The sequence below is a fragment of the Nocardia fusca NBRC 14340 genome, assembly GCF_001618425.1.
Taxonomy (GTDB): domain Bacteria; phylum Actinomycetota; class Actinomycetes; order Mycobacteriales; family Mycobacteriaceae; genus Nocardia; species Nocardia fusca.
Genome location: NZ_BDCU01000049.1, coordinates 11,300 through 33,940, shown reverse-complemented (window position 1 = coordinate 33,940; position 22,641 = coordinate 11,300). Strand labels below are relative to the sequence as shown.

Genomic DNA, 22,641 nt, shown 5'->3' with positions numbered 1-22,641 from the left:
TGAATTTCGCAACAATCCGTCCCGCGAGAGCGGTACCTGGATCTCGGCCATGAACTCCGAGCGTCATACCGCGGCGATCGATTCCGTGGCCCGATCCGATTCCGCCGAACTCTCGCGAAAACCCTCCGCGCGAGAAATCGTCCAGCAGAATTTCTCGGGCACCATTGTGTCCTCGCTGCGCACCTTCGGCCGCGCGGTCGGCATGGCCGGGGAATCGGTTACCGGCGCGGCGTCGGATGTGGCGCGCGGCCGGTTCCAGTGGCAGGAGATGCTGATCCAGGCGTGGCGGCTGGTCACGGTCACCGCCTTCCCGGCGATCCTGATGGCGATCCCGTTCGGGGTGATCGTCTCGGTGCAGGTCGGCAATCTCATCCACAACCTCGGTGCCGATTCACTGCTCGGCGCCACCGGCGGCCTCGGAGTCATCAAACAGGGCGCCCCCATGGCCACCGGCTTCCTGCTCGGCGGCGCGGGTGCCGCGGCCATCGCGGCCGACCTCGGCGCCCGGACGATCCGCGAGGAGATCGACGCCCTGCACACCATGGGTGTCAGCCCGGTGCACCGGTTGGTGATACCCAGGATGGTGGCGATGCTGCTGGTCGCGCCGCTGCTCAATATTCTGGTGATCTTCGTCGGCGTCATCGCCGGCTACCTGGTCGCGATCGGCGGGCAGGGCGTGACACCCGGTTCCTACTGGGCGACCTTCGGCTCCTTCACCACCGCCGCCGACGTCTGGGTCTCGCTGCTCAAAGCACTCATCTTCGGATTCCTGGTGGTGATCATCGCCTGCCAGCGCGGTCTGGAGGCCAAGGGTGGGCCGCGCGGTGTCGCCGACGCGGTGAACGCCGCGGTGGTGCTGTCGGTCGTGTCGATCGTCATCGTGAATCTGGCCATGACCCAGGTGACCGCCATGTTCCTCCCGACCAGGCTGGCGTGATGGCCGCGACCTCCTACGCCCCGAAAGGGCTCGGCTTCCTGGTGCGGTACTTCCGGCGCGGCAGCCGGATCCTCGGCGCGGTCGATTCCCTCGGCTTCGTGATGGTGTTCTGCTGGCAGGTGCTGTCGTCGATCCCGCTGGCGTTGAAGCGCTATCGGGGTGAAACCCTGCGTGTCATCACCAATATGACCTGGGGCCGCGGGTCGGTGATCGTCGGCGGCGGGACCGTGCCCATGATGATCGTGCTGGGTCTGGTGATCGGCGCGTCGATCGGCGTGGAATCCTTCGCCACCCTGGACATGCTGGGAATGGGCCCGGTGACCGGTATCGTCTCGGCATTCGCGACCACGCGCGAACTGGCCCCCATCGCCGCCGCGGTGGGATTCGCCGCGCAGGCCGGCTGCCGGATCACCGCGGAGATCGGTTCCATGCGGATCTCCGAGGAGATCGACGCCATCGAGGCGCTCGGTCTGCGGTCGGTACCGTTCGTGGTGACCACCCGGGTCATCGCCGGGGCCATCGCCATCGTGCCGACCTTCCTGATCGCGCTGATCGGTTCGTATTTCGCCTGCCGCGGCCTGATCACTCTGGTGCACGGCCAGTCCGCCGGGGTCTACGACCACTACTTCTTCCAGTTCATCGCCGGATTCGACATCGTCGCGGCGACGGTGAAGGTCGCCGTCTTCGGCACCGTGGTGATCTGTGTGCACAGCTATTACGGCTTCTTCGCCACCGGCGGCCCCGAAGGTGTCGGTATCGCCTCGGGCCGGGCCGTGCGCGCCAGTTTCGTCGCCATCATCGCCATCGATATGGTGTTGACCCTCCTGCTGTGGGGATTCGACTCGGCGATCAGCTTCACGGGATAGGGACAGATGCCGAAGTACGGAATGCCCGGGGTCGCCGCCGATCCGCGCAGTGCGCGGCGGGTCGGCGCCGTCGTGGTCGCGCTCGTGGTGGTGCTAGCCCTGGCCGGGTACGGGTACCGGGAGCTGACCGCGGACGACGGATTACGGATCGCGCTGCGAACCGAACAGATCGGGGACGGTGTCGTGGCCGGCACGCTGGTGCGGATCGACGGCGTCCAGGTCGGTTCGGTCACCGATATCGCGCCCGCCGGGCGGGGCACCCAGGAGATCGGGCTGACCCTGGACCGCGATCGCCTGCACGGCATCGACGACAGCATGCTGGTCGACTACGCACCCGCCAACCTGTTCGGTATCAGCGAGATCGAACTGCGGCCGGGCGCGGGCGGCGCGCCGCTGGAATCCGGCGCGGTGGTCGACCTGACCGGACGCCGGGCCGCCGATGTGTACGACGCGACCATGGGCGCGCTGCTGCGCAGTCTCTCGCAGACCGGTGACACGGTGTTCACACCCGATATGGCCATGGTGATCTCGCAGGCCGCCGCCGATGTGAAGGCGTTCACCCCGCTGGCCGAGGCGCTGATCACCGCGGGCCGGGTGATCGCCGACCATCAGTCGATGCCGGCGAACGAGCTGGTCGGGCGACTGGGGCCGGCATTCGAGGGCGGCGGCCGGTTCGCCGGCGCCACCATCGAGGTACTCGACCAGATCGTCGATATCGATGTGCTGCGCACCGACCGCGCCGACTACGACGCGGGTGTGCAGGCGCTCACCGGCGATATCCTGCCGGGCCTGGCCGCCACCGCGCACAGCGCCGGGCAGCTGTCCGGTTACACCGATGCGCTCGCGCCCACCCTGAACCTGCTGGCGCTGGCCGTACCGGACCCACAGCAGTCCGCCGCCGACCTGCGGACCCTGCTCACCCGCCTGGGGCTCGCCTTCAAGGAAGGTCCGGACGGGCCGGTGCTCGATCTGGATGTGGTGCTGGGGGGTGCGCGATGACCGTACGCCGCGCCGCCTGGCGGCTTGCCCTGTTCGCCGGGGTGATGGGCCTGGTGCTGGCGCTGGTGATCGGGGCCATCGAACGACCCGTGGACGGCGCGACCGAAACCCACCACGCGCTGTTCACCGATGCCAACGGCCTGAAGACCGGTGACGACGTCCGGATGTTCGGGGTGCAGGTCGGCAAGGTGGAAGCCGTCACGCTGGAGGGCGACCGGGCGAAGGTCCGCCTGACCGTCACCACCGACACCCCGGTCTACGACAACAGCCTCCTGGCCATCCGGTACCAGAACCTCACCGGCCAGCGCTATATCGACCTGCAACAGCAGCCGAACGCCGGTACCCGGCTCGACGACGGATCGACCATCGGCCCGGAACAGACCATCCCGTCGTTCGATGTGACCAGCCTGTTCAACGGCCTGCAACCGGTGCTGGCGACCCTCTCGCCGGAGGCCCTCAACCAGCTGACCGAGAGCCTGCTCGCGGTGATCGAGGGCGACGGCGCCGGTATCGGGCCCGCCCTGGACGCCATCGGCACACTGAGCGAATATGTGGGCGACCGGCAGCAGGTGATCGGCACCCTGGTCCGGAACATGTCGGATCTGTCCGACCGGGTGGGCGGCCGCCTCTACCATCTGGTGCCGCTGCTGGCCCGGCTCACCGATATCTTCCAGGCGCTGCAGCGCAATGTCGGCGGGCTGGCCGATTTCGCGATGAGCGCGCCCTCGGTGCTCGAACCGGTGGACCGGCTGCTGGCCGCGGCCGGACTGAGCCCGGAGATGGGTCCCGATATCGACGCCATGATCCGCGCCCTGTTCCCCGACCCGCAGCAGGCCGTCGATGTGTTCGGTCGCCTGCCCGGGTTGCTGGCCGCGGTGGACACTTCTTTCCCCCGCACCCCGGCGGGGTTCCGGCCGGAGTGCAGTAAAGGCACGGCCGAGGTACCGGCTCCGGTGCGGGTGCTGATCGGCGGACAGCGGGTGGCGATATGCAACGGGTGAACCTCGGGACGTGGACGGCGGCACTGGGCCGCTGGTTCGATCGCGACCAGCCGATCACCGACGAACCGACGAAACTGCGTAAACAGTTGCGGCTGGGCGTGATCGGAGTGTGCGCGGTCGCGGTGCTGGCGGTGGCCGTCGGGGCGCTGTACGTGGTGCCGCTGGGAAAGCGGACCTACACCGCCGAACTCAGCGAGGCCCAATCGGTGAAACCCGGCGACGACATCCGCCTGGCCGGGGTTCCGGTGGGCGAGGTGACATCGCTGGAGCTGCGGCCGGACCGCGTGCTCATGCGGTTCACCGTCGACCGGGACGTGTTCGTGGGCGACCGCAGCTCCCTCGATATCCGGATGCTGACCCTGGTCGGCGGCCACTACGTGGCGCTGTTCCCGGCGGGCAGCGAGGAACTGGGTGACGAGCCGATTCCCGCCGACCGGGTCCGGCTGCCCTACAGCCTGATGGAAACCTTCCAGGACGCCACCACGCCGCTGCGGGAAACCGACGGCGATACCCTGCGCCGCAATCTCGCCGCGCTCGACACCTCCATCGACGCCGCGCCGGAATCGCTGCGCAGCGTGCTGGACACGGTCGGCAGTTATCTGGACGCCATCGAACGCCAGCGCACCCAGGTGTCGAACGCCATCGCGACCGCGGACGAGTACGTCACCATGTACGACGGCGCGAAAACGGATCTGGGCCGTCTGATGGACAACGTCAACCTCATGGAAACGGTCCTGCTGGACAAACGCGCCGAACTGCGGCAGGCGCTGGCGCTGCTGAGTTCGGTGGTGCAGCGGGTGAGCGCGCTGGCGCCGGCCTGGGACGACACCCTGCGACCGAAGGTCCGGCAGTTGGCCGACGCCCTGCCCCGGTTACAGGAGTACGGCGACCAGTTGGAGCCCATGATCGTTTCGGCGCAGAGCCTGGGCACGAAGCTGCGCGAGCTGACCGGTCCGGACGGCGAGGTGCGGATCGATCGGTCGGGGACCACGGTGACCGCTCCGGAGCCGGCTCCCGGTGCGCTCGTCTGTGTCCCGCTACCCGGGAAGGCGTGCTGATGGTGCGGAAAGTGCTCGGATCACCGGCGCTCATGTCGATCGCCGGGGCGGTGGTACTGGTGCTGGCGGTGACCGCGGCCTATGTGATCGCGTTCGAACCGCTGAAGCAGACCCGCGCGTACTGCGCGCTCCTGCCGGACAGTATCGGCCTCTACCAGGGCAACCAGGTCTCGATGCGGGGTATCGCCGTCGGCACGGTGACCGGTATCGCGCCGGAGGGTGCGAAGGTGCGCGTGGATTTCGAAGTCGACGCCGACCATCCGCTCTACGCCGACTCCGGCGCCACCACGGTGTCCAACACCGTGGTCGCCGATCGGGAACTCGCGGTGTTGTCGAGCGGGAAGACCACGCAGGAATGGGATCCCGGGCAGTGTGTGACCAAAACGCTCACGCCGAAGAGCCTGACCCAGACCGTCACCGCGCTCGCGGAACTGTCCGATCAGATCGGCGGCACCGAGACTCGGCCCAATGCCCTGGCCGGTGGGCTGGATGCGCTCGACACGGCCTCGGCCGGTACCGGGCCCCAGATCAATCATCTGATCGATCAGCTGGGCCGGGTCCTGGAATCACCGGACGCCGATATCGCCCACCTGGCCGGCATCTTCGACGCCTACGCGTCGGTGTCCAACAAGGTGGCCGAGCACTGGGGCGATCTGAAACTGATGCTGACCCGGCTGGCCCCGACCCTGAACCAGGCGCACACCGAACTGCTCACTCCCGGTATCGCGCTGTTCGACGGGCTGGGCGAAATCCTGCCCGTGCTCAACGATCTCACCGTGATCCTGGCCGACCCGCTCATGGCTTCGCTCGACGGCCTGGTACCGCTGGTGAAGCTGCTGCGCGCGAATGTCGGGTCGCTCGGCGAGATCGTGCGCACCACACCGGTGCTGGTCTCGGCCTTCCGGACGGTCACCGATCCGGCGAGCGGGGCGCCCGGCCTCACCTACGCGCCGCCGCGGGTGGCCGTCCCGCAGGCGAATGCCGAGCAGGTGTGCGCGGCGGTGAACGCGGTCTCGCCCGGCCGCTGCGCCGGTGCGGCCGACGGCATGGTCGAGCTGGATCTGACGCGGCTGGTGCTGGGATCGGTGGGTGCTCGATGACCGCGCGGATCACGGTGGACCTCACCCGCCTGCGGCGCGGACTGGCCGCGTTCGGCCTGGTGGCGGCGCTGGGCGTAGCGGGCTGTGCGTTCGACCCCTCCGATATTCCGGTGCCGGGCGCCACGGTCGCGGGGGACGGCTACCGGCTGCGGATCGAGTTCACCAATGTGCTGAACCTGCCCGCGCGGGCCAAGGTGATCGCAAACGGCGCCCAGGTGGGCAATGTGGACAAGGTCGAGGTGATACCCGGTGACGCGACGGGCCCGGGATACGTGGCCGTCGATATCGAAGTCGAGGATTCGGTCGAGCTACCGGCCACCACCATCGCCGAACTCCGGCAGAACACGGTGCTCGGCGATATCCATATCGCGCTGACCACCCCGCCCGACGGATACGACACCCTGCTGCGCCCCGGCGACACCATCACCCGGGAACACACCCGGCCGCCGGTGCAGCTCGAGGACACCATGGCCGCCATCGCGTTCTTCGTGAACAGCGGGTCGGTGGGGCAGTTGCAGGACATCGTGAACCGCGTCAACTCGGTGCTGCCCCAGGATCCGGCGGAGACGAAACGGATCGCGCAGGTTCTCGCCACCGATACGGTCGATCTGGCCGCCCACCTGGACCAAGTGGACCTGCTGCTGTACGGCGTCGCGTCGAATGCCGAGGTGATGCACGGAATCCAGGACGAGCTGGACAATATCCTGCGCCCGGAGTCGGTCCGGCAGATGAGCGCCGCCACCGAATCCATCGCCGGGGTGACCGAGATCTTCGGCGGGCTGGGCCCGGTGGGCGGATCGCTGACCTGGCTGGCGCCGCTCGCGCAGTCCGGCGAGGCGGCCGCGGCGGCGCTGGTTCCACTGGTGACCGGCGGACCGCTCGATCTGCGGCAGCCCTCGAACCTGAACCTGCTGGTCGCACTGCTGCGGGACAAGGTCATCCCGTTCGTGGAGAACGGGCCCCAGGTGAACCTGCGCTCGGTGCGCGCCGGCGATATGTCCGCGGACGACCAGGTGAACCGGATCATCGAAACCCTGCGCATGATCGGAGCCGTGCGATGAAGATCGGGCCACTGGCCTCGCTGGGCGGTATCGCGGCCATCACCGTGCTCGGCGCGAGCTATCTGACCTTCGGTGTGGTGCGCGCGGACCCGTTCACCGAGTACCTGAACGCCGCACTGGTCCTCGACGACTCCGGCGGGCTCGGCGTGGGTTCGCCGGTCCTGCTCACCGGTATCGAGGTCGGCCGGGTGACCTCCGTGGACCGCGTCGCCGACGGGGTGGAAGTCGGATTCCGGGTGGATGATTCCCACCGTTTGCCCGTCGACAGCGTGGTCACCGTCGAACACCTCTCGGCGCTCGGGGAACCCTATGTACAGTTCGCGCCCGAGACCGGGGCGGGCCCGTACCTGCGTGACGGGCAACGGCTGGAGTCGGAGGACATCCACAGCCCGCTGTCGATTCCGGAGGCCGCGCGGATGGTGACCCGGACCATGAACCAGCTCGACCCGGCGACCATGGGATCGCTGGTGCGGACCCTGCGCGATGCCCTGCACGGCACCGACGCGGCGCTGCCCGAACTCACCCGCGCCGCCGATCTGCTGGCGGCCACGATCATGTCCCGGGAACCGCGTATCGCCGAACTGCTCGACAATTTCGAGACCGCCGCCGCGGACAGCGACTGGTCGGGCCCGGCCACCTCGGCCGCGGCCACCGAATTCACCCGGTTCGCCGAAGTACTCGATGATTTCGTCGAAGCGGTGGGCCGGTTCACCGGCGCCGAGGGCTCACCGGAGATGTATCTGCGCGACGACGGGCTGGTATCGCTGCTCCAGCGGCTGCGTGAATTCCTCGACGAGGCCGGCCCCGAACTGGCCGCTCTGCAACCCGGGCTGGTGCCCCTCACCGACGCGCTGAACGGCGCCGTGCCGCAACTCGATATCGGCAGCCTGATCGGCCAGGCGCTGCAGAGCACCACCGACGATTCGGTGCGGCTGCGGGTAGGGGTCAAATAACCGGACCGGTGGGTTCAGGGCTGATCCGGGCCGTCGATATTCGCGCGGTCCAGAATGGCCTGGGCCTGGTTGTCGACATCGCCCAGGGCCGAGATCAGGTCCAGCGCGCCGAGTTCGAACGGCGTCTCCTCGGCCATCTGCCGTAGTTCGGCCAGGACGGAATCGATATCGTCCTCGGGCGGGCGGCGGCGTCTCGGATCCGGGGCTTCGATCGGCTGCCAGGCGATGGCCTGCTGCCACCACGGATCACCGGTCGCCCAGGCCCAGATCGTCTTGCGCACCAGGATGGCGTCGTCGGTGTAGAGCTGGAAGAAGGCGTCGAGGTCGCGATGCTCGAGCTCGAATATCTCCTCCGGTAATCGGCGCGCCCGGATATGGCACATGGGGGCGCGGATCACCTTCAGGGCCGGGTCGCGCGGATCCGGCGGAGTCTCCAGGATCTCGTCGAGAATGCTCTCGGTGAGATAGGGCAGCCGGAAATCGCCCGCCGTCACCGGGACCCGGGCGGCGCCCCGCGGATTGTAGAAGCGGCGGGTGGCGACATCGAGCACGGCCAGGTCGCGATCGGCGGTGAGGGCCAGCAGTGCGCGCAGGCAGTCGAAACGATCATCGACGGTGGCCTCCAGCAGTGCCCCGCGGGCTTCGGGCCGCCGGTACACCCGCAAGCCGGTTCCGGAGCGGTGGATCAGCGTGCACACGACCCCCACCGGTGGCAGTGGCGGGGTCGGCTCGGGTGCGCCGGCCAGGGACCGATAACGCTCGTAAGCCTGTGCGGCCGACTCGATACCGGCCGCGGGCAATACGGCGAAAAGAGAACTCACCCGCCAAGTACAGCAAAATATCCGACTCGGCGCTGGTTCACTTACCGGAAGACTCGCTCCGGCAACAGGATTCGTGGCAGATCAGATACCGGTGACATCCGCGAGCTGGCCGATCCCGTAGGTGACCGCCATCGCCAGCGCACCACCGATCACCACCCGGGCCATCGCTCGTGGCCGGCTGCTGCCACCGAGCCCGGCACTGATCGAACCGGTGAGCGCCAGGGCCAGCAGGACCGCGACCATGGTGACCGGTATCCGCGCCGACTCCGGCGGGAGCAAGATCGCCAGCAGCGGCAGCAGCGCGCCGACGGTGAACGAGACCGCCGAGGACACTGCGGCGTGCCACGGATTGGTCAGCTCGTCGGGGTTCAGTCCCAGCTCGGCCTCGGCGTGCGCGGCGAACACATCGTAGGCGGTGAGCTCCTCGGCCACCTTCCGCGCGGTTTCCGCGGACAACCCCTTGGCGTGGTAGATGGCGGTGAGTTCGTTGAGTTCATCGGCCGGATCCTGTTCCAGCTCCCGGCTCTCTTGCTCCAGCAGTGCCTTCTCCGTATCGCGCTGGGTGCTCACCGAGACGTACTCACCGACCGCCATGGAAATAGCGCCCGCGCTGATACCCGCGATACCCGCGGTGAGAATCGCGTCGGTATTCGACGACGCGGCCGCGACCCCCACCACGAGACCAGCGGTCGAGACGATCCCGTCGTTGGCGCCCAGCACCCCGGCCCGCAGCCAATTGAGTTTCGCCGCCAGTCCGGTCTGCGGGAGGTACTGGTCTTCCGCTGCCTCGGTCATAGCCGAACACTATGCGAATACGCGCAGGTGAGGACAGGCTCGGTGCCTGTGTGTCGATCGCGCACGGACTAGTCGGGCACTGCGTACACGTACAGCAACCCGACCGTGACCAGGCCCATCAGCGGGGTCAGTACCCAGGTCTCCACCTTGTTCCCGGTCCGGGAGATGATCGGCAACGCCAGCCGGGGCTTCAGCGGCCACAGCAGCGGACACCCCCGGTCGGTGAGGCAGTCGCCGACGATATGGATGAGCGTCCCCAGCCCGATCGCGAACGGTAGCCAGTAGGGCGCGTCCGGTAGCCAGCGATCCATCAGTACGGTGCCGCCGCCGGCCAGCAGCACACACATGCCGTAGGCGCGCAGCGAATCGCCCTTCGGCGTCAGGTGCAGCGCCCGCACCCCGAAGGCGAGCATCACGAAGATCATGCTCAGGGTGAAATACCGGCCGAGATGGTGCACTCCGGCCCAGGTCGCCCACCCGGCGAGCAGGATGAACAGCAAGCCGTGCGTTCCCTTGCGATGTCCGCCGGACACCACCGAGACCCCCTTCGCGAGTACGTTGCTCACCGGTCCGAGCGATTGCGCGATGGTGCCGTTCGGGTGATCGATATCGGGGAGCAATGCCGCGCCCGCCGTGATCAACGCTCCCAGCACGAGTTCGAGCGCGCTGATCTCCACCGGCCCCTGCACCACCTCCATCACCGGAGTCGGGACGAGGGTGGCGGCGGTGACGAACGCGAGCGCGCCGCTGGTGGCATGGGAATGGCCGAGCACTAACTCTCCCGATATGTGAAAAGCGAACGAACGGTAGCGTTCAAGTTAGCAATCGATTCCGACACCCCGGACCCGCGCGTAGTGCGCACGACTCGCCGAATCGTCGGCGGGTCCGCCGAACACGCCGCCGCGACCGGGTTTCCGGTGAACGATCCGATGATCGTCTGTACTGCCGCGCCCGGAGGTGCGATGCTGTCGCGGAAGGAAACGTCGTGGGGGCGATCCGTTTCGCAAAGGGGGCGTAGAAAATGTGTGATTTCCAGCCGGTTCTCCATCGGGTGCCGGGATACGAACCGTCGGTGCGCCGGTCGTGTGCGCGAGCCGGCGCCCCTCCGGGGGTTGATCGGGCGTGTGCCGAAGGTCCGGCCGCCGGGCCTCCCCAGCGGGCGGCCGCTTCCGGGGCCGCGGTCCCGTCACCGGAGTCTCCCGGAGAAGTGGTCGCCGAGTCCGCCCGGAGCCGGCTCGCGACAGCGCTCGATTCCGGTCCGGCCTCGAAACCGTGTGGCCAGGTGGAGACGAGGGCCGATGATCTCGCTACGCACCGGGAATCATCCGTCCGAGACTGCGTGACCCGCCCGGAGCGGAAGACGCTCCGGCGCAACCACAGTGCCCCCGCGGGCATCCGGCGAGCCCAGCGTGCCGGCCACGATACGGCCCGGAACCCGGAACCCGCCGGTGCCCGGGCCTTCGCCACGACCTCGGTCCGGATCCTGCTCGAGGTACTCGACCGCCGGCGCCCGGTCGCGCAGCTCACCGCCCTGTGCACGCCCGGGCTGGTCGGCGCCATCGGCGCCCTGGTGGCAGGCGATCACGCTCCCGGCCGGACCCTCGGGTCGGCCGTGCCCGGCACTGTGCGGTTGTTCCAGGTGGAGGAGCGGGCGGCGGAGATGGTCGCCACCTACCAGCGCGGTCCGCGCCGCCTGGTCCTCGCCGGGCGTATCGAGCGCGGCAGCACCACCCCCTGGAAGGTGACCGCGCTGCGCGTCCTGTGAAACCGCCCGTGGCCTGCGCCGGGAGTACGGGCAGCTCCGGCCGATCGAAAGCCGGATGCGCTGTCCACGCGTTTCGGGCAGGGTTGACCGGATGATGGCACGGAGTGTCAGTGAGTTGATCCATATCGTGGCCGAGAGCGGCCGGGTGAAGTACCTGCCGTTCTGGGGCCATCACCCCCGGAGCGACGGATCGGTCGGTGCCGGTTGCCTCAGCCAGTGGTGGCCGGCGGAATTCACGGTCGACGGAAAGGTCTTTCCGACGGCCGAGCATTACATGATGTGGCGGAAGGCGATGCTGTTCGACGACGGGGCGATCGCCGCGGAGGTGCTGGAGGCGGGTAGCCCCGGAGCGGCGAAGGCGTGGGGGCGGCGGATCGGCGGTTTCGACGAGGAGCTGTGGGGCGTGCATCGATTCGGTATCGTCGTCGCGGGCAATATCGCGAAGTTCGGTCAGCACGAGGAGTTGCGGCGTTTCCTGCTGGATACCGGGGATCGGGTGCTGGTCGAGGCCAGCCCGGTGGACCGGGTCTGGGGTATCGGGCTCGCGGCGGACGACCCGGGTGCGGCGGACCCTATGCGGTGGAAGGGGTTGAACCTGCTCGGTTTCGCCCTCATGGAGGCCCGATCGGCGTTGCGTGGATAGCCGCTCGGCAGCTGCACGAGTGATGCGGGTGGGCGCGTAAGCCGGCTCAGGGGCGGTGGGCCCGGATATCGACCGGGCGGCCGTCCGGGTCCTGGGCTGTCATCGTCCACTGGGTGGGGAGTGTCTCGATCGGCCCGGCCGGGAGCCCGGCGCCCATGATCCGTTCGCGAACCTCGCACAGCTGGGCGTAGGTCGCCAGGCGTAGACCCCATCCGGCCCGCCCGAGCGGGTCGAGGTCGGTGGGCGGTCCGGTCGTGGTCTCGACGATCGCCAGGTGGTCGGCGCCCCCGACGTCGAGGACCGCGATACGAGGGTCGGTGCCCGAGGCGGGCCGCTCGAAGGCCAGCCGTGCCCCGAGCACTCCGGTGTAGTACGCCACGACCTGGTCCAGATCCGTCGTGGACAGGGTCAGATGGTTGATCCCGAGGAGTTCCGGCATGGTCATTCGAGCGTAAAGCCCCAGCCCGGCCGACGTCCAGGGTGGATTGCGACGAGGCGGTGTGCGGGGGCGTTGCTGGGCGCCCGCTTTGTCCGATCCGGTGTGCCTTACGCTGCTCTTCCAAATGGCACGCGGAGCGGAGGGTGCATGGTCAGCGGAAACGAGTTGGTCGGTCGTCGACGGGATTCCTCGGCCACGCGGGCCGCGATTCTGGCGGCGGCGCAGGAATTGTTCGCCGAACGGGGGTACGAGCGCGCCACCGTACGCGATATCGCCACCCGTGCCGGGGTGAACCAGGCTCTGCTCTTCCGCTATTTCGGGAACAAGGACGAACTCTTCCGGGCGACGATGACCGATCGCGGGCGGTCGGTGCTCGACGCCGGGCCGGTGGACGCGTTGCTGTCGCGGTTGCTGGAGCGCGCGCTGGAGCCGGGCGAGACTGTCTCGCCGGGTAATTGGTTACAGGCGGCGTTGCGTTCCAGCGGACACGAAGAAGGCGCGTCGGTGATCCGCCGGGAGTTGGGGGAGGAGTACATCCGGGCCCTGTCGACCCTCACCGACGGTGGCGACGGGGAGTTGCGTGCGGATCTGCTGCTGGCCTGGCTGCTGGGGATCGGGCTGGTTCGGTCGGTGCTGCACCGGGAGCCGCTGCACAGCGCGGACCCGGCGCAGGTCGCCGGTCATGTGCTGCGGGCGGCGGAAGTGCTGCTGGAGCGCAACGATACGAGATTCCCTCCGGCGTAACGCTGTTACGTCGTTGACGCCACCTCGGGAAAACCCTTACCCTGCCTAAGTAAGCAACCGCTTACAAGGGAGCCGCCGGGCGTCGGGAAAGGGAGACCCTATGACCGTGAACACCGAGGTACGTCGATACCCCTTCGGCGAACCGGTTCGCCTCGAGATGGACCCGCTGTTCACACAACTGCGCCGTGAAGAGCCGGTCTGCTGGGTCGAACTGCCCTACGGCGGCGAAGGCTGGCTGGTCACCCGATACGAGGACGTCAAACTGGTCCTCGCCGACCCCCGGTTCAGCCGGGCGGCGACCGTCGGCCGGGAGGATCTGCCGCGGGCCACTCCCGCGCCGGTCCGCGCCGATTCGCTGCTGAGCATGGACCCGCCCGAGCACAGCCGGTTGCGGAAACTGGTGGCGAAGGCGTTCACCGGCCGCCGGGTCGCCGAACTGCGCCCGCGCACCCGCGAGATAGTCGACGAGAAACTCACCGCACTCGAACATGCCGGTGCGCCCGCCGATCTGGTGGAAGGTTTCGCGCTGCCACTACCGGTCACCGTGATCTGCGAAATGCTCGGGGTGCCGCCACGTGACCAGCACCGGTTCCGCGATTTCTCCGACGCGATCCTGTCCACCACGGCCTACACCCGGGAACAGATCGAGAGTGCCCGGGATTCGCTGGAGACCTATCTCGCCGAGGTGGTCGCCGAGCGTCGGCAGCGACCCACCGACGATCTGCTCGGCGCGCTGGTCGCCGCCCGCGACGAAGAGGACCGCCTCAGCGAACGGGAATTGGTGAACCTCGGTGTCGGGTTGCTCATCGCGGGCCACGAGACCACCGCCAACCAGATCGCCAACTTCACCTATGTGCTGCTCACCCAGCGCGAGTACTGGGAGCTGCTGCGCGCGGAGCCCGAGCTGATCCCGGGCGCGGTGGAGGAACTGCTGCGCTACGTGCAGCTCGGCGCCGGTGCCGGACAGCCCCGGGTGGCCACCGAGGACGTGGTGCTCAGCGGCGTGACCGTGCGGGCCGGGGATTCGGTTTTCGTGAACACCCAGGCCGCCAACCGCGACGAGAACGTCTTCGACGATCCCGAATCCCTGGATCTCACCCGGCAGCGCAATCCGCACGTGGCGTTCGGCTACGGCGCCCACCACTGCCTGGGGGCGCAACTGGCGCGCGTCGAACTCCAGGTCGCGCTGGAGGCGCTGCTGGAACGTTTCCCGTCCTTGCGGCTCTCGCTGCCGCTGGACGAGATCCCGTGGAAATCGGGTCTGCTGGTCCGCGGCCCGAAACAGCTTCTCGTCGAGTGGTGAAGCCCGCTCAGAAGAGCTGACCGGCGGCGAATCCGGCGAGCAGCACGGCGAAGCCACCGATCTCACCGACGATCAGCGCCACCAGCACGAATCGGAACGACGGCGGTGGATTGTGCATCTGGTTCGTGGTGTCGCGCAGGATGCCGTGCCTGACATAGTTCGCGATGGTGATCACGAACATCAGCACCAGGAGCCCGGCGGCGGTCGCGTCGACCGCCGCCGGCCACGCCGAGAACTCGACGAAGAGCGCGATCATGGCGGTCGCGAACGAGTACAGCAGGGCCGACCGGTGGGCGATGTCCACGTACGGGTGCGCCACCCCGTCGGACGAACCGACCATGGCCTGCCATTTCCAGACTCCGAGACCGAGCGCGGTCAAGAACAGCAGGCCCGCGGCGAACAACACCAGCGCGGTGGGAGTACCCATGTCGTGACACCTTCCATGATCATGTCGTGACCAGGGAAGTATGTCCCCACCGGCCGCCACGCGCGACCGATGTGAAGTCCCGATGTTTCGCGACGGGACCGGGTCAGGTCGTCCAGCCGCGTTCGTTACGTTGCCGGTAGTAGTCGTCGTCCGCGTCCCAGGCCGGGTCCCGGCGCACGCCGGGCGACGACGCCGCGGCCGGCCGGACGGTCGCGACGGCCTGCTGGAGACGTCGCGTGATCTCCGCGGGCGGGCCCGGTGTAAGAGTGAATTCCTCTTTCGTGTGGTTGATCAGCAGATAGCGGCCGTCCTGCGGCAGATAGTCCATCCAGTGGAAACCGTGCGGGTTGCCGGTGGGCCGGGAGTCGATCGCCGGGCCCGCGAACACCCCGATCTCGCCGATACCGGACCGCGGGCGCCGGATGATCCGGTTGATCTCCTCGGTCCGCGACATCCGGGTGGGGTGGCGGGAGTACTCGACCTTCCCGATATCGGCGCGCACACCGTGGACCGTGGGATATATCCCGGCGGCACAGCGCGGCAGGTACGCGACGATCCGGGCCGCCAGCTGCCGGTCGGGCACGGTGTGCAGCAGGACATCGCCGCCGTATTCCTTTGTCGGGCCGGGCGCCTGGACAGCGAGCGTGGCGGACTGCCCGCGCACCCCCGCGTGCATGCGCACCACCCGTTCGAATCCGCGGTCGTAGATGCCGTGGACCTCGAGGCGAACCTGTGGTTCCAGCAGAGTTTCCAGGGCGCGGAACAACCGTTCGTCCGCCAGGTCCGCCAGCCGCCGGGCCGCCGCCAGCCGGACCTGCTCGTACTCCTCCGATGTCGGCGGTGTCTCGGTGGGGCCGAGCGGCAGTACACGGATCGGGTAGGGCAAGCGGTCCCGGCCGAACGCCCGGACGGCCTGCGCGAACATCTCCCCGTCCAGCCGCCACTGTGTGTCGTTCACCCGCCGATCACTCCGCCCGGCGGCAGAGCCGGCGGCTGGGTGCCGAGCAGTTCACTGCCCCGGTCGTACACCAGATAGTCCGGAGTCTTGTGCTCATCGTCCTCATCACCCTTGTTACCGCGCGCCCCCGGAGCCATCATGCCCGGCATACCGCTGCGCCCGGCACGAGTGGACGCCGCGGTCGAGGCCGCGGCCGGACTCCCGGTCGTGGTCTTCGGCGCGCCCTGCACGGTCTGCCCCGGTACGAACGGAGTGGTGGTCTGCGGTGTGCCGGAGGGACTTCCGGACGGCGTACCCGACGGGCTGCCCGGTGTGGTGGTGGCGGGGGTGCCGGTGGTGAGCGCGGGAGAGGTCGGCGTCTCCGGAGCGGTCGACTGCGGGGTCGTGCTCTGCGGCTCGGTGGCCTGCGGATCCTCCGCCTCGGCCGACGGATCCTGGGTGCCGTCCTCGGTCTGCGTCCCATCGTCGGTGGTGGTGTCCTGCGGCTGCGTGGTCGGCCCCGCCGGCTGCGCCGGCCCGCCGGTCGGCTGCACCGGCTGCTGGGGCGGGTTGCTGCCGTCGTCGACGGTCTTCTTCGGCTCGGGCAGCACAGGAGTCTTGCTGTCCACATCGGTCGCGCCGGGCTCGTAATAGGTGGTCATTACCCAGCGGGCGGTTTCCTGGGCTTCGTCGGCGCGGTACTGCGGACTCTTGAAGGTGTCGCCGAGGGGCAGGGAATTGATGACCTTGTCGCCGAGGGACACATTGTCGGGTTTCCCGACAGATGCTTTGGCCTGGGCGAGATGGCCTTCCATCAGGTCGAGACCATGGGCCACCATCTGGAAGCTCGCGGCCAAGGAATTGAACGAGGTGCTGAACTCACGTACGCCGTTCACAGCGGCCGTGCCGGACTGGCCGTTCCAGCCGGCTTCCAGGTCGGCGTTGACACCGTCGAGGAATTCTTTGTTCGCCGCCCGGGCCTTGTCGGTCAGGTTGCGCCAGGCGGTGGCGAAGTCGTTGATGGTAGTAGAGCTGACGGATTCCAGCGCATCCCAGATCTGCTGATGGGTCATGGCCGCGAACCCGTCCTTCTCCAGGATGGCGGGCGGTGCGAACTGACCACCGAACTCACTGACCAGGCCGGACCATTCTCCGCCGAAGGCTGCGCGGTCTTGACTCCACGTACTGTCCTGGGCTTCGGCCCGGCTCGTGTCATCGGACTTGTTCTTCGATGCTTGGTTCGGCCCGTCGAAAATCGAACCGAGCCATTGCGACAGACTGGACATGGCTAGGCTCCGGCTCCTGTATCACCCAGCGCGGTGGATGTGGAAGTGTCGGTTTCCAGGACTCGACCCGCGGACAGCTCGAAGGTCTCCTTCATAAGCGTCACTATGTCTATTGCGGTCTTCAGCCGGTTGGAAGCGGAATCGGCGTCTTGGACAGCCTTGGCCACGAACTTCTTATGCAGTGCCTCCGCGGACCTCAACGTTCCAAAGCCAGAAAGCGTGGCAAGGAAGCCGGCCTGACTCAGCATGTCTTCAAGGTCGCCGATGAAGGTGTCGCAACGCACTTTCAGCTTGTCCACGATCGCCGCATCCATGTGCAGTTGACCGTTTTCGGCCTGGCTTTTCAAGTTTTGCCACTGCTGCAGCATCGCAACCTGTGTGGTGTCTTGTTCTGGCTCTGCCACGGCGTTCTCTCCCCCGTTCGCTGGATGCCGACATGACCGGATCTCTCCCTCGTGGTGCTGCTACTTCGGGAGATAGGGCTCGAGCTTTTGCGCAGCTTCAACTGCCAACTCGCATGGCGGAGACTCCGGCAGCGAACTGCGCTGGCTGTACTGCCAGTCGACGTTGATGAAAAGCGAACCGCCCGTCGTCGGCAAGCTGACGTAGCACTGGCGGATAGGCTGGTCGCCGTTGTCGGGATAGAAGGTCAACCCAGATCTACTGTTGACCTGTCGTGGGCTGACGCCGCTCACTTCGGTATTGTCGTACCACTCGTCCTGTGCGAGGGTGGTCGAACCGACACCCAGGTGATAGGGGCCGTCGAGTGAATCCCAGGCGCAGACCCTGAACAGCGCCTGATCGCCCGGCGCGTCGTAGGCCGTGGTCTTCTCCGAAGGATCGGCTCCGGCGGCCCGCAATGCCTCTTCTGACAGTTGCGAGCACGGATTCCATTCGACAGAAGCCTGCCCGCTGCTGGTGGGCTGCCCCTGTGCAGACTCGCCCTCGACGGGGACGCCGCATCCGGCTGTCAAGCAAATGAGCGCCACCGTAAGTGTTGCGTGACCCGCAATCCCTGCCCGGCGCTTATCGGCGGTGTGCATGCCCCTCCTGCAACAACGTGTGTACCTTCCACACGGACCCGAATTCACCATACCGGGTCGCCTTCTCGCCCAACACCGCATACATGGTGGGTGATGGCCTGCGATGACGCCCTCCCGGTGCGTCCTTGGCCGAGTGGCTCGGTATCGCGCCACTATTCGGTAGCCGGTGTGGTCACGGACGGTACCCCGTCGCGATGGTGTGAGCGGCCGGGCACACCGTTTCACACGCTGGTGACGATGCTGACCATGCGCGCCTGTGAGCGCTCATCCCCGCAGCCCGGACAAGAATGCTGCCCATGCGCGCGGCGCAAAGGTCAGCGTCGGTCCGTTGGCGCTTTTGGAGTCCCGGACCCCGACGCGCCCGGTATCGAGCCAAGCCACCTCTACACATTCTCCATGCGTACCGCTGTGGGACGACTTGAACCATTCAGTGCCGGACAAGTCGTCGCCACTCACCGTTCGTATCTCCTTGCCACCCGCCGAAGCAGGTCTCTGGACGCCTGTGCAGGTAGTGCAGCGCTCTGGAGGGACTGGTGGATGTCGCGGAAGAGTTTCACATCCGCAGCGTCCTCGAAAAACATTGTCCCTATCGTAGTTTTGGTATGAACGACCGGTGGCTCAGCGCCGAATTCCCGGCTGCTCGCCGGGAAGTCGAGGATGATATAGGGGAGCACAGGGTTCCAGTCGCCGGGGAACCCGGCGATGAACGGGAGGATCCGTACCGTGATGTTTGCGCGGGTGCTCATATCGGCCATGTGACGGCATTGCGCGGCCATCACCGAAGGTGAGCCCACCGCTGTGTGGAGCGCCCCCTCATGGACGATGAATTCGGCTGTAATCGGGTTGCGCTGTCTCGTCAGGATTGCAGTCCGCCGCAATCGCAGCTCCACACGTCGCTCGGGGTCCTCGAGCATATCGACGGGTGCGTTCGAATGCGTTCGCTCAACAGCTCTGGCGTATCCGGCGGTCTGTAGAAGACCGGGTACCATCAGCGGCTGATAGATGCGCAGCTGATCGGCTCCCGCCTCCAGTCCGAGGTACGTGTCGAACCCTGGCCTGACCAGAAGCCGTGCGTGTTGCCACCAGGATCTGGTCGACGTCTGTTCGGCAAGTGCCTTCAGCGCGTCGATCCGATTTTCGTCGAGTTCGTACAGTCTCCCGAACCCCTCCACATCCCGGACTCGGACCTTCTCGTTGTGCCCCTTCTCCAGTCGTATGAGCGCCGTTTTGCTCATCTCCATTTCGCGGGCCGCTTGTTCGAGGGTGAACCCCACCCCCTCGCGTGCTTCCCGCAGGGCGCGACCCAGTTGCCGGCGCGGCAGCGTCGAACCCGGTTGATCGTGTGTCGGCATTGTTCCCCTTCCCCAGATCGGTCCGGAACGGCCCAGGTGGCGGTCCGTTCCGGACGACGCCGCTCGGTCGACCGGACTGTTGTCTGGATGTACGGATGAGCTGAATTCTGCTGTGTCGCTGAGCCGTACGGACGCGGCGTGCGGGCAGCAACATAACCATATGGCCGAGCAACACGGAAGCCCGCTGACCAGGGCAGGACGACAGGATCACGACGAGTCCGCGCACCGCGCGCGACGAGCGCGGGCGCTCTCCGAGGGGGGTTCCGAGGGGCGCCCGGCGCTGATCGGTGTGCCGCGGGGTGTGCGCTGTACCGAGTGCGACGGCCGGCGGGTGGTGTGGTGGCTCGACCGGGATTGTGTCCGGATCGTCGAGTTGCGGGACGCTTCGGGTGGCCGGTTGCCGGTCTCGGGGGCGCCGGATCTGGCGGATATGCGGGAGCGTTGCCCCGAGCTCGCGTCGCTGTGGGACGCCGTCCGGCACGATCTGTGGTCCCGGCTCGCCGCGGCGGTCCACGGATGACACTGATCCACTATCCCGACCCGGAGTCGGTCGACGAAATCACCGCCCGCTACCTGCTGTCGCTGCCCGCCGCGTTGATGCCGATGCTGTACGGGTTCCGGTTCGACGGCCACGCCATCGACGCGGAATGCGCCGCCGTGGAACTCGCCGGTGAGCGGGGCGAGGGGGAGGCCAATCCGATCCATCTGCGCGCGGCGGATCTGCGCCGGCTGCTCGGACCGGGCATGTTCGGATTCGGTCTGGTATTCGTCGTGTTCGCCGATCAACTCACCGATCGGCCGGAGAACCGGCACATTCCCGAGCAGGTCCGTGCGGCGGCCGAACAACTACCCGGCGCCGACGACCTCATCGTGGCCGCGATCGCGGACGCGCGGGGCCGGCAGTGGTGGGCGGTGGTCGGGCGGCACCTGTTGGAACTGGAGCCGGTGCGTATCCACCTGCCCGCGATCTCGCCGGATCGTTGGCGCATCACCGCGGGTCTGGATGTCTCGCTGTGGACTGCGGCGTTGGCGCTGGACGAGGCCAACCACCCGCACCTGTTACGACTGGGGGCCGCGTCGGAGCCGTGAGCATGGATCGCGGCCGCGGATCGGTCAGGCTTCGCTGCTCGTGTCCGACCACAGCACTCATTACGTGCCCGCGCGACGGTTCACCCGGCAGGTCGTGGACAGTCCGGCGCGGCAGGGGGTGGCCGTCGATCGGCTCCAGGTCGAGTACCACAGCCCGCCCGATCCGGTGCCGGGCCGATTCCGGGCGTCGGCGGCACCCGCCCGTGCTTCGCGCCGGTCCGTTAGATTGGCGGATCGGGTGGCCTCACCCGGTTGACCACGGATCGTCGAGGATAGGTGTCGTATGGCCAAGACCGCGCTGGTGACCGGAGCGTCCTCGGGGATCGGCCGGGCGACTGCCGCGCTGCTGGTGCAGCGGGGATACCGGGTGATCGGGACCAGCCGGAATCCGGAGACGATCGCGGACTCGGCGCGGGTGGCGGGGGTGGAGTATCGCGCGCTCGACCTGACCGACCAGGCGGGGATCGAGCGGTTCGGCGCAGACCTGGGGCCGGTGGATGTGCTGGTCAACAATGCGGGGGAGAGCCAGTCGGGGCCCCTCGAGGAACTGCCCATCGAGGCGATCGAGCGGTTGTTCCAGTTGAATGTTTTCGGGGCCGTCCGGCTGGCGCAGCTGGTGCTGCCGGGAATGCGGGAGCGGGGTTACGGGCGGATCGTCATGGTGGGGTCGATGCTGGCGAGTTTCCCGCTGGCGTATCGGTCGTCGTATGTGGCGGCGAAGGCGGCGATCAAGGGGTTCGCCGATGCGGCGCGGCTGGAGACGGCGCCGTTCGGGGTGTGGATCAGCACCGTGGAACCGGGATCCATCGCCACCGGGATCGGGGAGCGGCGTACGAAGTACATCGCGCCGGATTCGGTGTACGCGGCGGATTTCGACACGATGATCACGCATCTGGATCGCAACGAGCGGGGCGGGACATCACCGGAGCAGGTGGCCGAGACGATTCTGCGGGCGATCGAGGCGGACAAGCCGAAACCGCTGTACGCCAGAGGGAGTCGCGCGCCGATCGTCTTCCTGCTGCGTCGGCTGCTGCCGGCGTCGGTGATCGAGAAGGTCGTGGCGGGGATGCACGGGCTGAAACGTTGAGGCTCTACGTCGGTTGCGCCATGTGGACGCATACCGCGTGGCCGGTCCGCGGGGACAAACTGCGCGGCTATGCGCAGTGGTGCAACGCGGTGGAGGGAAATACGACGTTCTACGCGGTTCCGGCCCGGCGGACCGTGGAGAACTGGGCGGATCGGACCGAGCCGGACTTCCGGTTCGTGATCAAACTGCCGAAAACCCTCACCCATGAGCGCCGGCTGTCCGGGGTGGACGCCGAGTTGCGGCAGTTCCTGGACACGATGGAACCGCTGGGGTCCCGGATGCATGCACTGTGGGTGCAGCTGCCGTCCTCGTTCGGCCCCGGCGACCTGGGCGCGCTGGCGATGTTCTTCCGTGGGCTGCCCGCGGCGCTGCCGCTCGCGGTGGAGGTCCGGCATCCGGAGTTCTTCACCGACGCGGGTGCCGCCGCGCAACTGGAGCGGGTGCTGGGCCGGGTCGGTGCCGAATGGGTGCCGTTCGACACCACAGTGCTCTTCGCCGAACCCGCAGCGAGTCCGGCCGAATTCGAGGCCCGATCCAAGAAACCCCGGCTGCCGCGCCGGATGAAGGCGCTGACGGCCGCGCCGATCGTCCGCTATCACGGCCGCGACGACCAGGCGGTCACGGTCGCGGGCTGGCGGCCCTGGGTCGAGCAGACGGCGGAATGGCTGCGCGAGGGACGGTCGCCGACGGTCTTCCTGCACACTCCGGACAATGCTTCGTCCCGGGACCTCGCGCGCCGGTTCCACGACGAGGTCCGCGCCCTGGTACCCGAACTCGAGCTCTTGCCGGACCCGGCGGACGCCGAACCCATGACGCTGTTCTGAGGCTATCGGGCCACTCATCGACCACCTGCGCGCCCTGGCGGACCGTGTCACCGCGGCCGTCGGACCCCGGGACGACCGGCCGCTGCCGAGCCGTGGCTCGAAGTGAATCCT

At 67.9% G+C, this 22,641-nt stretch carries 27 protein-coding genes; 16 read left to right on the top strand and 11 right to left on the bottom strand.

Going from position 1 to position 22,641, the window contains the following annotated elements:
- Positions 1 to 49: 49 nt before the first annotated feature.
- The 8 genes from NF4_RS28970 to NF4_RS28935 are packed head-to-tail and all read left to right on the top strand — an operon-like array spanning position 50 to position 7,975.
- Entirely contained in the window at positions 50 to 937 is an 888-nt protein-coding gene (locus tag NF4_RS28970) for an MlaE family ABC transporter permease (RefSeq protein WP_063130591.1), read from the top strand.
- Positions 937 to 1,803, top strand: coding sequence for an MlaE family ABC transporter permease (locus tag NF4_RS28965; RefSeq protein ID WP_063130556.1), 867 nt, complete (start codon positions 937 to 939; stop codon positions 1,801 to 1,803). The genes NF4_RS28970 and NF4_RS28965 overlap by 1 nt, the downstream gene beginning before the upstream one ends.
- 6 nt (positions 1,804 to 1,809) lie before the next feature.
- Complete coding sequence (locus tag NF4_RS28960; RefSeq protein WP_063130555.1) at positions 1,810 to 2,802, top strand: MlaD family protein; 993 nt, start codon at positions 1,810 to 1,812, stop codon at positions 2,800 to 2,802.
- Positions 2,799 to 3,803: an MlaD family protein gene (locus tag NF4_RS28955; RefSeq protein ID WP_063130554.1), complete on the top strand. Its 1,005-nt coding sequence runs from the start codon at positions 2,799 to 2,801 to the stop codon at positions 3,801 to 3,803. The genes NF4_RS28960 and NF4_RS28955 overlap by 4 nt, the downstream gene beginning before the upstream one ends.
- Positions 3,791 to 4,861, top strand: coding sequence for an MCE family protein (locus NF4_RS28950; protein ID WP_063130553.1), 1,071 nt, complete (start codon positions 3,791 to 3,793; stop codon positions 4,859 to 4,861). Before NF4_RS28955 ends, NF4_RS28950 begins: the two co-directional genes overlap by 13 nt.
- The gene (locus NF4_RS28945) at positions 4,861 to 5,961 is read left to right on the top strand and encodes an MlaD family protein (protein ID WP_063130590.1); all 1,101 of its coding nucleotides are present in this window, start codon (positions 4,861 to 4,863) and stop codon (positions 5,959 to 5,961) included. The genes NF4_RS28950 and NF4_RS28945 overlap by 1 nt, the downstream gene beginning before the upstream one ends.
- A complete protein-coding gene (locus NF4_RS28940; protein WP_084533581.1) occupies positions 5,958 to 7,022 on the top strand; it encodes an MlaD family protein in 1,065 nt (354 codons plus the stop codon). The genes NF4_RS28945 and NF4_RS28940 overlap by 4 nt, the downstream gene beginning before the upstream one ends.
- Positions 7,019 to 7,975 (top strand): MlaD family protein, encoded by a 957-nt coding sequence (locus NF4_RS28935; RefSeq protein ID WP_063130552.1) that lies wholly within the window; start codon positions 7,019 to 7,021, stop codon positions 7,973 to 7,975. Before NF4_RS28940 ends, NF4_RS28935 begins: the two co-directional genes overlap by 4 nt.
- A gap of 14 nt (positions 7,976 to 7,989) precedes the next feature.
- Here NF4_RS28935 and NF4_RS28930 read toward each other — a convergent pair whose 3' ends face one another.
- The 3 genes from NF4_RS28930 to NF4_RS28920 all read right to left on the bottom strand — a co-directional run bounded on the left by NF4_RS28930 (position 7,990) and on the right by NF4_RS28920 (position 10,364).
- Complete coding sequence (locus NF4_RS28930; protein WP_063130551.1) at positions 7,990 to 8,796, bottom strand: hypothetical protein; 807 nt, start codon at positions 8,794 to 8,796, stop codon at positions 7,990 to 7,992.
- A gap of 81 nt (positions 8,797 to 8,877) precedes the next feature.
- Entirely contained in the window at positions 8,878 to 9,591 is a 714-nt protein-coding gene (locus tag NF4_RS28925) for a VIT1/CCC1 transporter family protein (protein ID WP_063130550.1), read from the bottom strand.
- A 68-nt stretch (positions 9,592 to 9,659) separates the two neighbouring features.
- On the bottom strand, positions 9,660 to 10,364 hold the full coding sequence (locus NF4_RS28920; RefSeq protein ID WP_063130549.1) for a metal-dependent hydrolase: 705 nt from the start codon (positions 10,362 to 10,364) through the stop codon (positions 9,660 to 9,662).
- 566 nt (positions 10,365 to 10,930) lie between these two features.
- Here NF4_RS28920 and NF4_RS28915 point away from each other — a divergent pair.
- Together NF4_RS28915 and ybiA are read left to right on the top strand one after the other, a co-directional pair.
- On the top strand, positions 10,931 to 11,356 hold the full coding sequence (locus NF4_RS28915) for an Rv3235 family protein (protein ID WP_157120662.1): 426 nt from the start codon (positions 10,931 to 10,933) through the stop codon (positions 11,354 to 11,356).
- A 91-nt stretch (positions 11,357 to 11,447) separates the two neighbouring features.
- Positions 11,448 to 11,999 (top strand): riboflavin biosynthesis intermediates N-glycosidase, encoded by a 552-nt coding sequence (ybiA, locus tag NF4_RS28910; protein WP_084533579.1) that lies wholly within the window; start codon positions 11,448 to 11,450, stop codon positions 11,997 to 11,999.
- A 46-nt stretch (positions 12,000 to 12,045) separates the two neighbouring features.
- Here the strand turns inward: ybiA and NF4_RS28905 are convergent, their stop codons facing one another.
- A complete protein-coding gene (locus NF4_RS28905) occupies positions 12,046 to 12,444 on the bottom strand; it encodes a VOC family protein (protein WP_232330697.1) in 399 nt (132 codons plus the stop codon).
- A 141-nt stretch (positions 12,445 to 12,585) separates the two neighbouring features.
- On the opposite strand from NF4_RS28905, the gene NF4_RS28900 reads away from it, so the two are divergent.
- The gene (locus NF4_RS28900; RefSeq protein WP_063130546.1) at positions 12,586 to 13,182 is read left to right on the top strand and encodes a TetR/AcrR family transcriptional regulator; all 597 of its coding nucleotides are present in this window, start codon (positions 12,586 to 12,588) and stop codon (positions 13,180 to 13,182) included.
- A gap of 100 nt (positions 13,183 to 13,282) precedes the next feature.
- Positions 13,283 to 14,485: a cytochrome P450 gene (locus NF4_RS28895; RefSeq protein ID WP_063130545.1), complete on the top strand. Its 1,203-nt coding sequence runs from the start codon at positions 13,283 to 13,285 to the stop codon at positions 14,483 to 14,485.
- A gap of 7 nt (positions 14,486 to 14,492) precedes the next feature.
- On the opposite strand, the gene NF4_RS28890 is transcribed toward NF4_RS28895, so the two are convergent.
- From NF4_RS28890 to NF4_RS28865, 7 genes are all read right to left on the bottom strand, one after another.
- The gene (locus NF4_RS28890) at positions 14,493 to 14,912 is read right to left on the bottom strand and encodes a hypothetical protein (protein WP_063130544.1); all 420 of its coding nucleotides are present in this window, start codon (positions 14,910 to 14,912) and stop codon (positions 14,493 to 14,495) included.
- 103 nt (positions 14,913 to 15,015) lie between these two features.
- Positions 15,016 to 15,870, bottom strand: coding sequence for an ESX secretion-associated protein EspG (locus tag NF4_RS28885; protein WP_063814744.1), 855 nt, complete (start codon positions 15,868 to 15,870; stop codon positions 15,016 to 15,018).
- The gene (locus tag NF4_RS28880) at positions 15,867 to 17,135 is read right to left on the bottom strand and encodes a hypothetical protein (protein WP_063130543.1); all 1,269 of its coding nucleotides are present in this window, start codon (positions 17,133 to 17,135) and stop codon (positions 15,867 to 15,869) included. The genes NF4_RS28885 and NF4_RS28880 overlap by 4 nt, the downstream gene beginning before the upstream one ends.
- Before the next feature lie 2 nt (positions 17,136 to 17,137).
- On the bottom strand, positions 17,138 to 17,539 hold the full coding sequence (locus tag NF4_RS28875) for a hypothetical protein (protein ID WP_063130542.1): 402 nt from the start codon (positions 17,537 to 17,539) through the stop codon (positions 17,138 to 17,140).
- Between the two features lie 60 nt (positions 17,540 to 17,599).
- Positions 17,600 to 18,178 (bottom strand): DUF3558 domain-containing protein, encoded by a 579-nt coding sequence (locus NF4_RS37035; RefSeq protein WP_198165513.1) that lies wholly within the window; start codon positions 18,176 to 18,178, stop codon positions 17,600 to 17,602.
- Between the two features lie 264 nt (positions 18,179 to 18,442).
- The gene (locus tag NF4_RS37030) at positions 18,443 to 18,634 is read right to left on the bottom strand and encodes a DUF397 domain-containing protein (RefSeq protein WP_084533576.1); all 192 of its coding nucleotides are present in this window, start codon (positions 18,632 to 18,634) and stop codon (positions 18,443 to 18,445) included.
- Positions 18,631 to 19,530, bottom strand: coding sequence for a helix-turn-helix domain-containing protein (locus NF4_RS28865; protein ID WP_063814743.1), 900 nt, complete (start codon positions 19,528 to 19,530; stop codon positions 18,631 to 18,633). Before NF4_RS28865 ends, NF4_RS37030 begins: the two co-directional genes overlap by 4 nt.
- A gap of 160 nt (positions 19,531 to 19,690) precedes the next feature.
- Between NF4_RS28865 and NF4_RS28860 the strand changes: the two genes are divergently transcribed.
- The 4 genes from NF4_RS28860 to NF4_RS28840 all read left to right on the top strand — a co-directional run bounded on the left by NF4_RS28860 (position 19,691) and on the right by NF4_RS28840 (position 22,530).
- On the top strand, positions 19,691 to 20,050 hold the full coding sequence (locus tag NF4_RS28860; RefSeq protein WP_063130539.1) for a hypothetical protein: 360 nt from the start codon (positions 19,691 to 19,693) through the stop codon (positions 20,048 to 20,050).
- Positions 20,047 to 20,619, top strand: coding sequence for a hypothetical protein (locus tag NF4_RS28855; protein WP_063130538.1), 573 nt, complete (start codon positions 20,047 to 20,049; stop codon positions 20,617 to 20,619). The genes NF4_RS28860 and NF4_RS28855 overlap by 4 nt, the downstream gene beginning before the upstream one ends.
- Positions 20,620 to 20,902: 283 nt before the next feature.
- A complete protein-coding gene (locus tag NF4_RS28845) occupies positions 20,903 to 21,706 on the top strand; it encodes an SDR family oxidoreductase (RefSeq protein WP_063130536.1) in 804 nt (267 codons plus the stop codon).
- A complete protein-coding gene (locus NF4_RS28840; protein WP_501193530.1) occupies positions 21,703 to 22,530 on the top strand; it encodes a DUF72 domain-containing protein in 828 nt (275 codons plus the stop codon). Before NF4_RS28845 ends, NF4_RS28840 begins: the two co-directional genes overlap by 4 nt.
- The last annotated feature ends 111 nt before the right edge of the window (positions 22,531 to 22,641 follow it).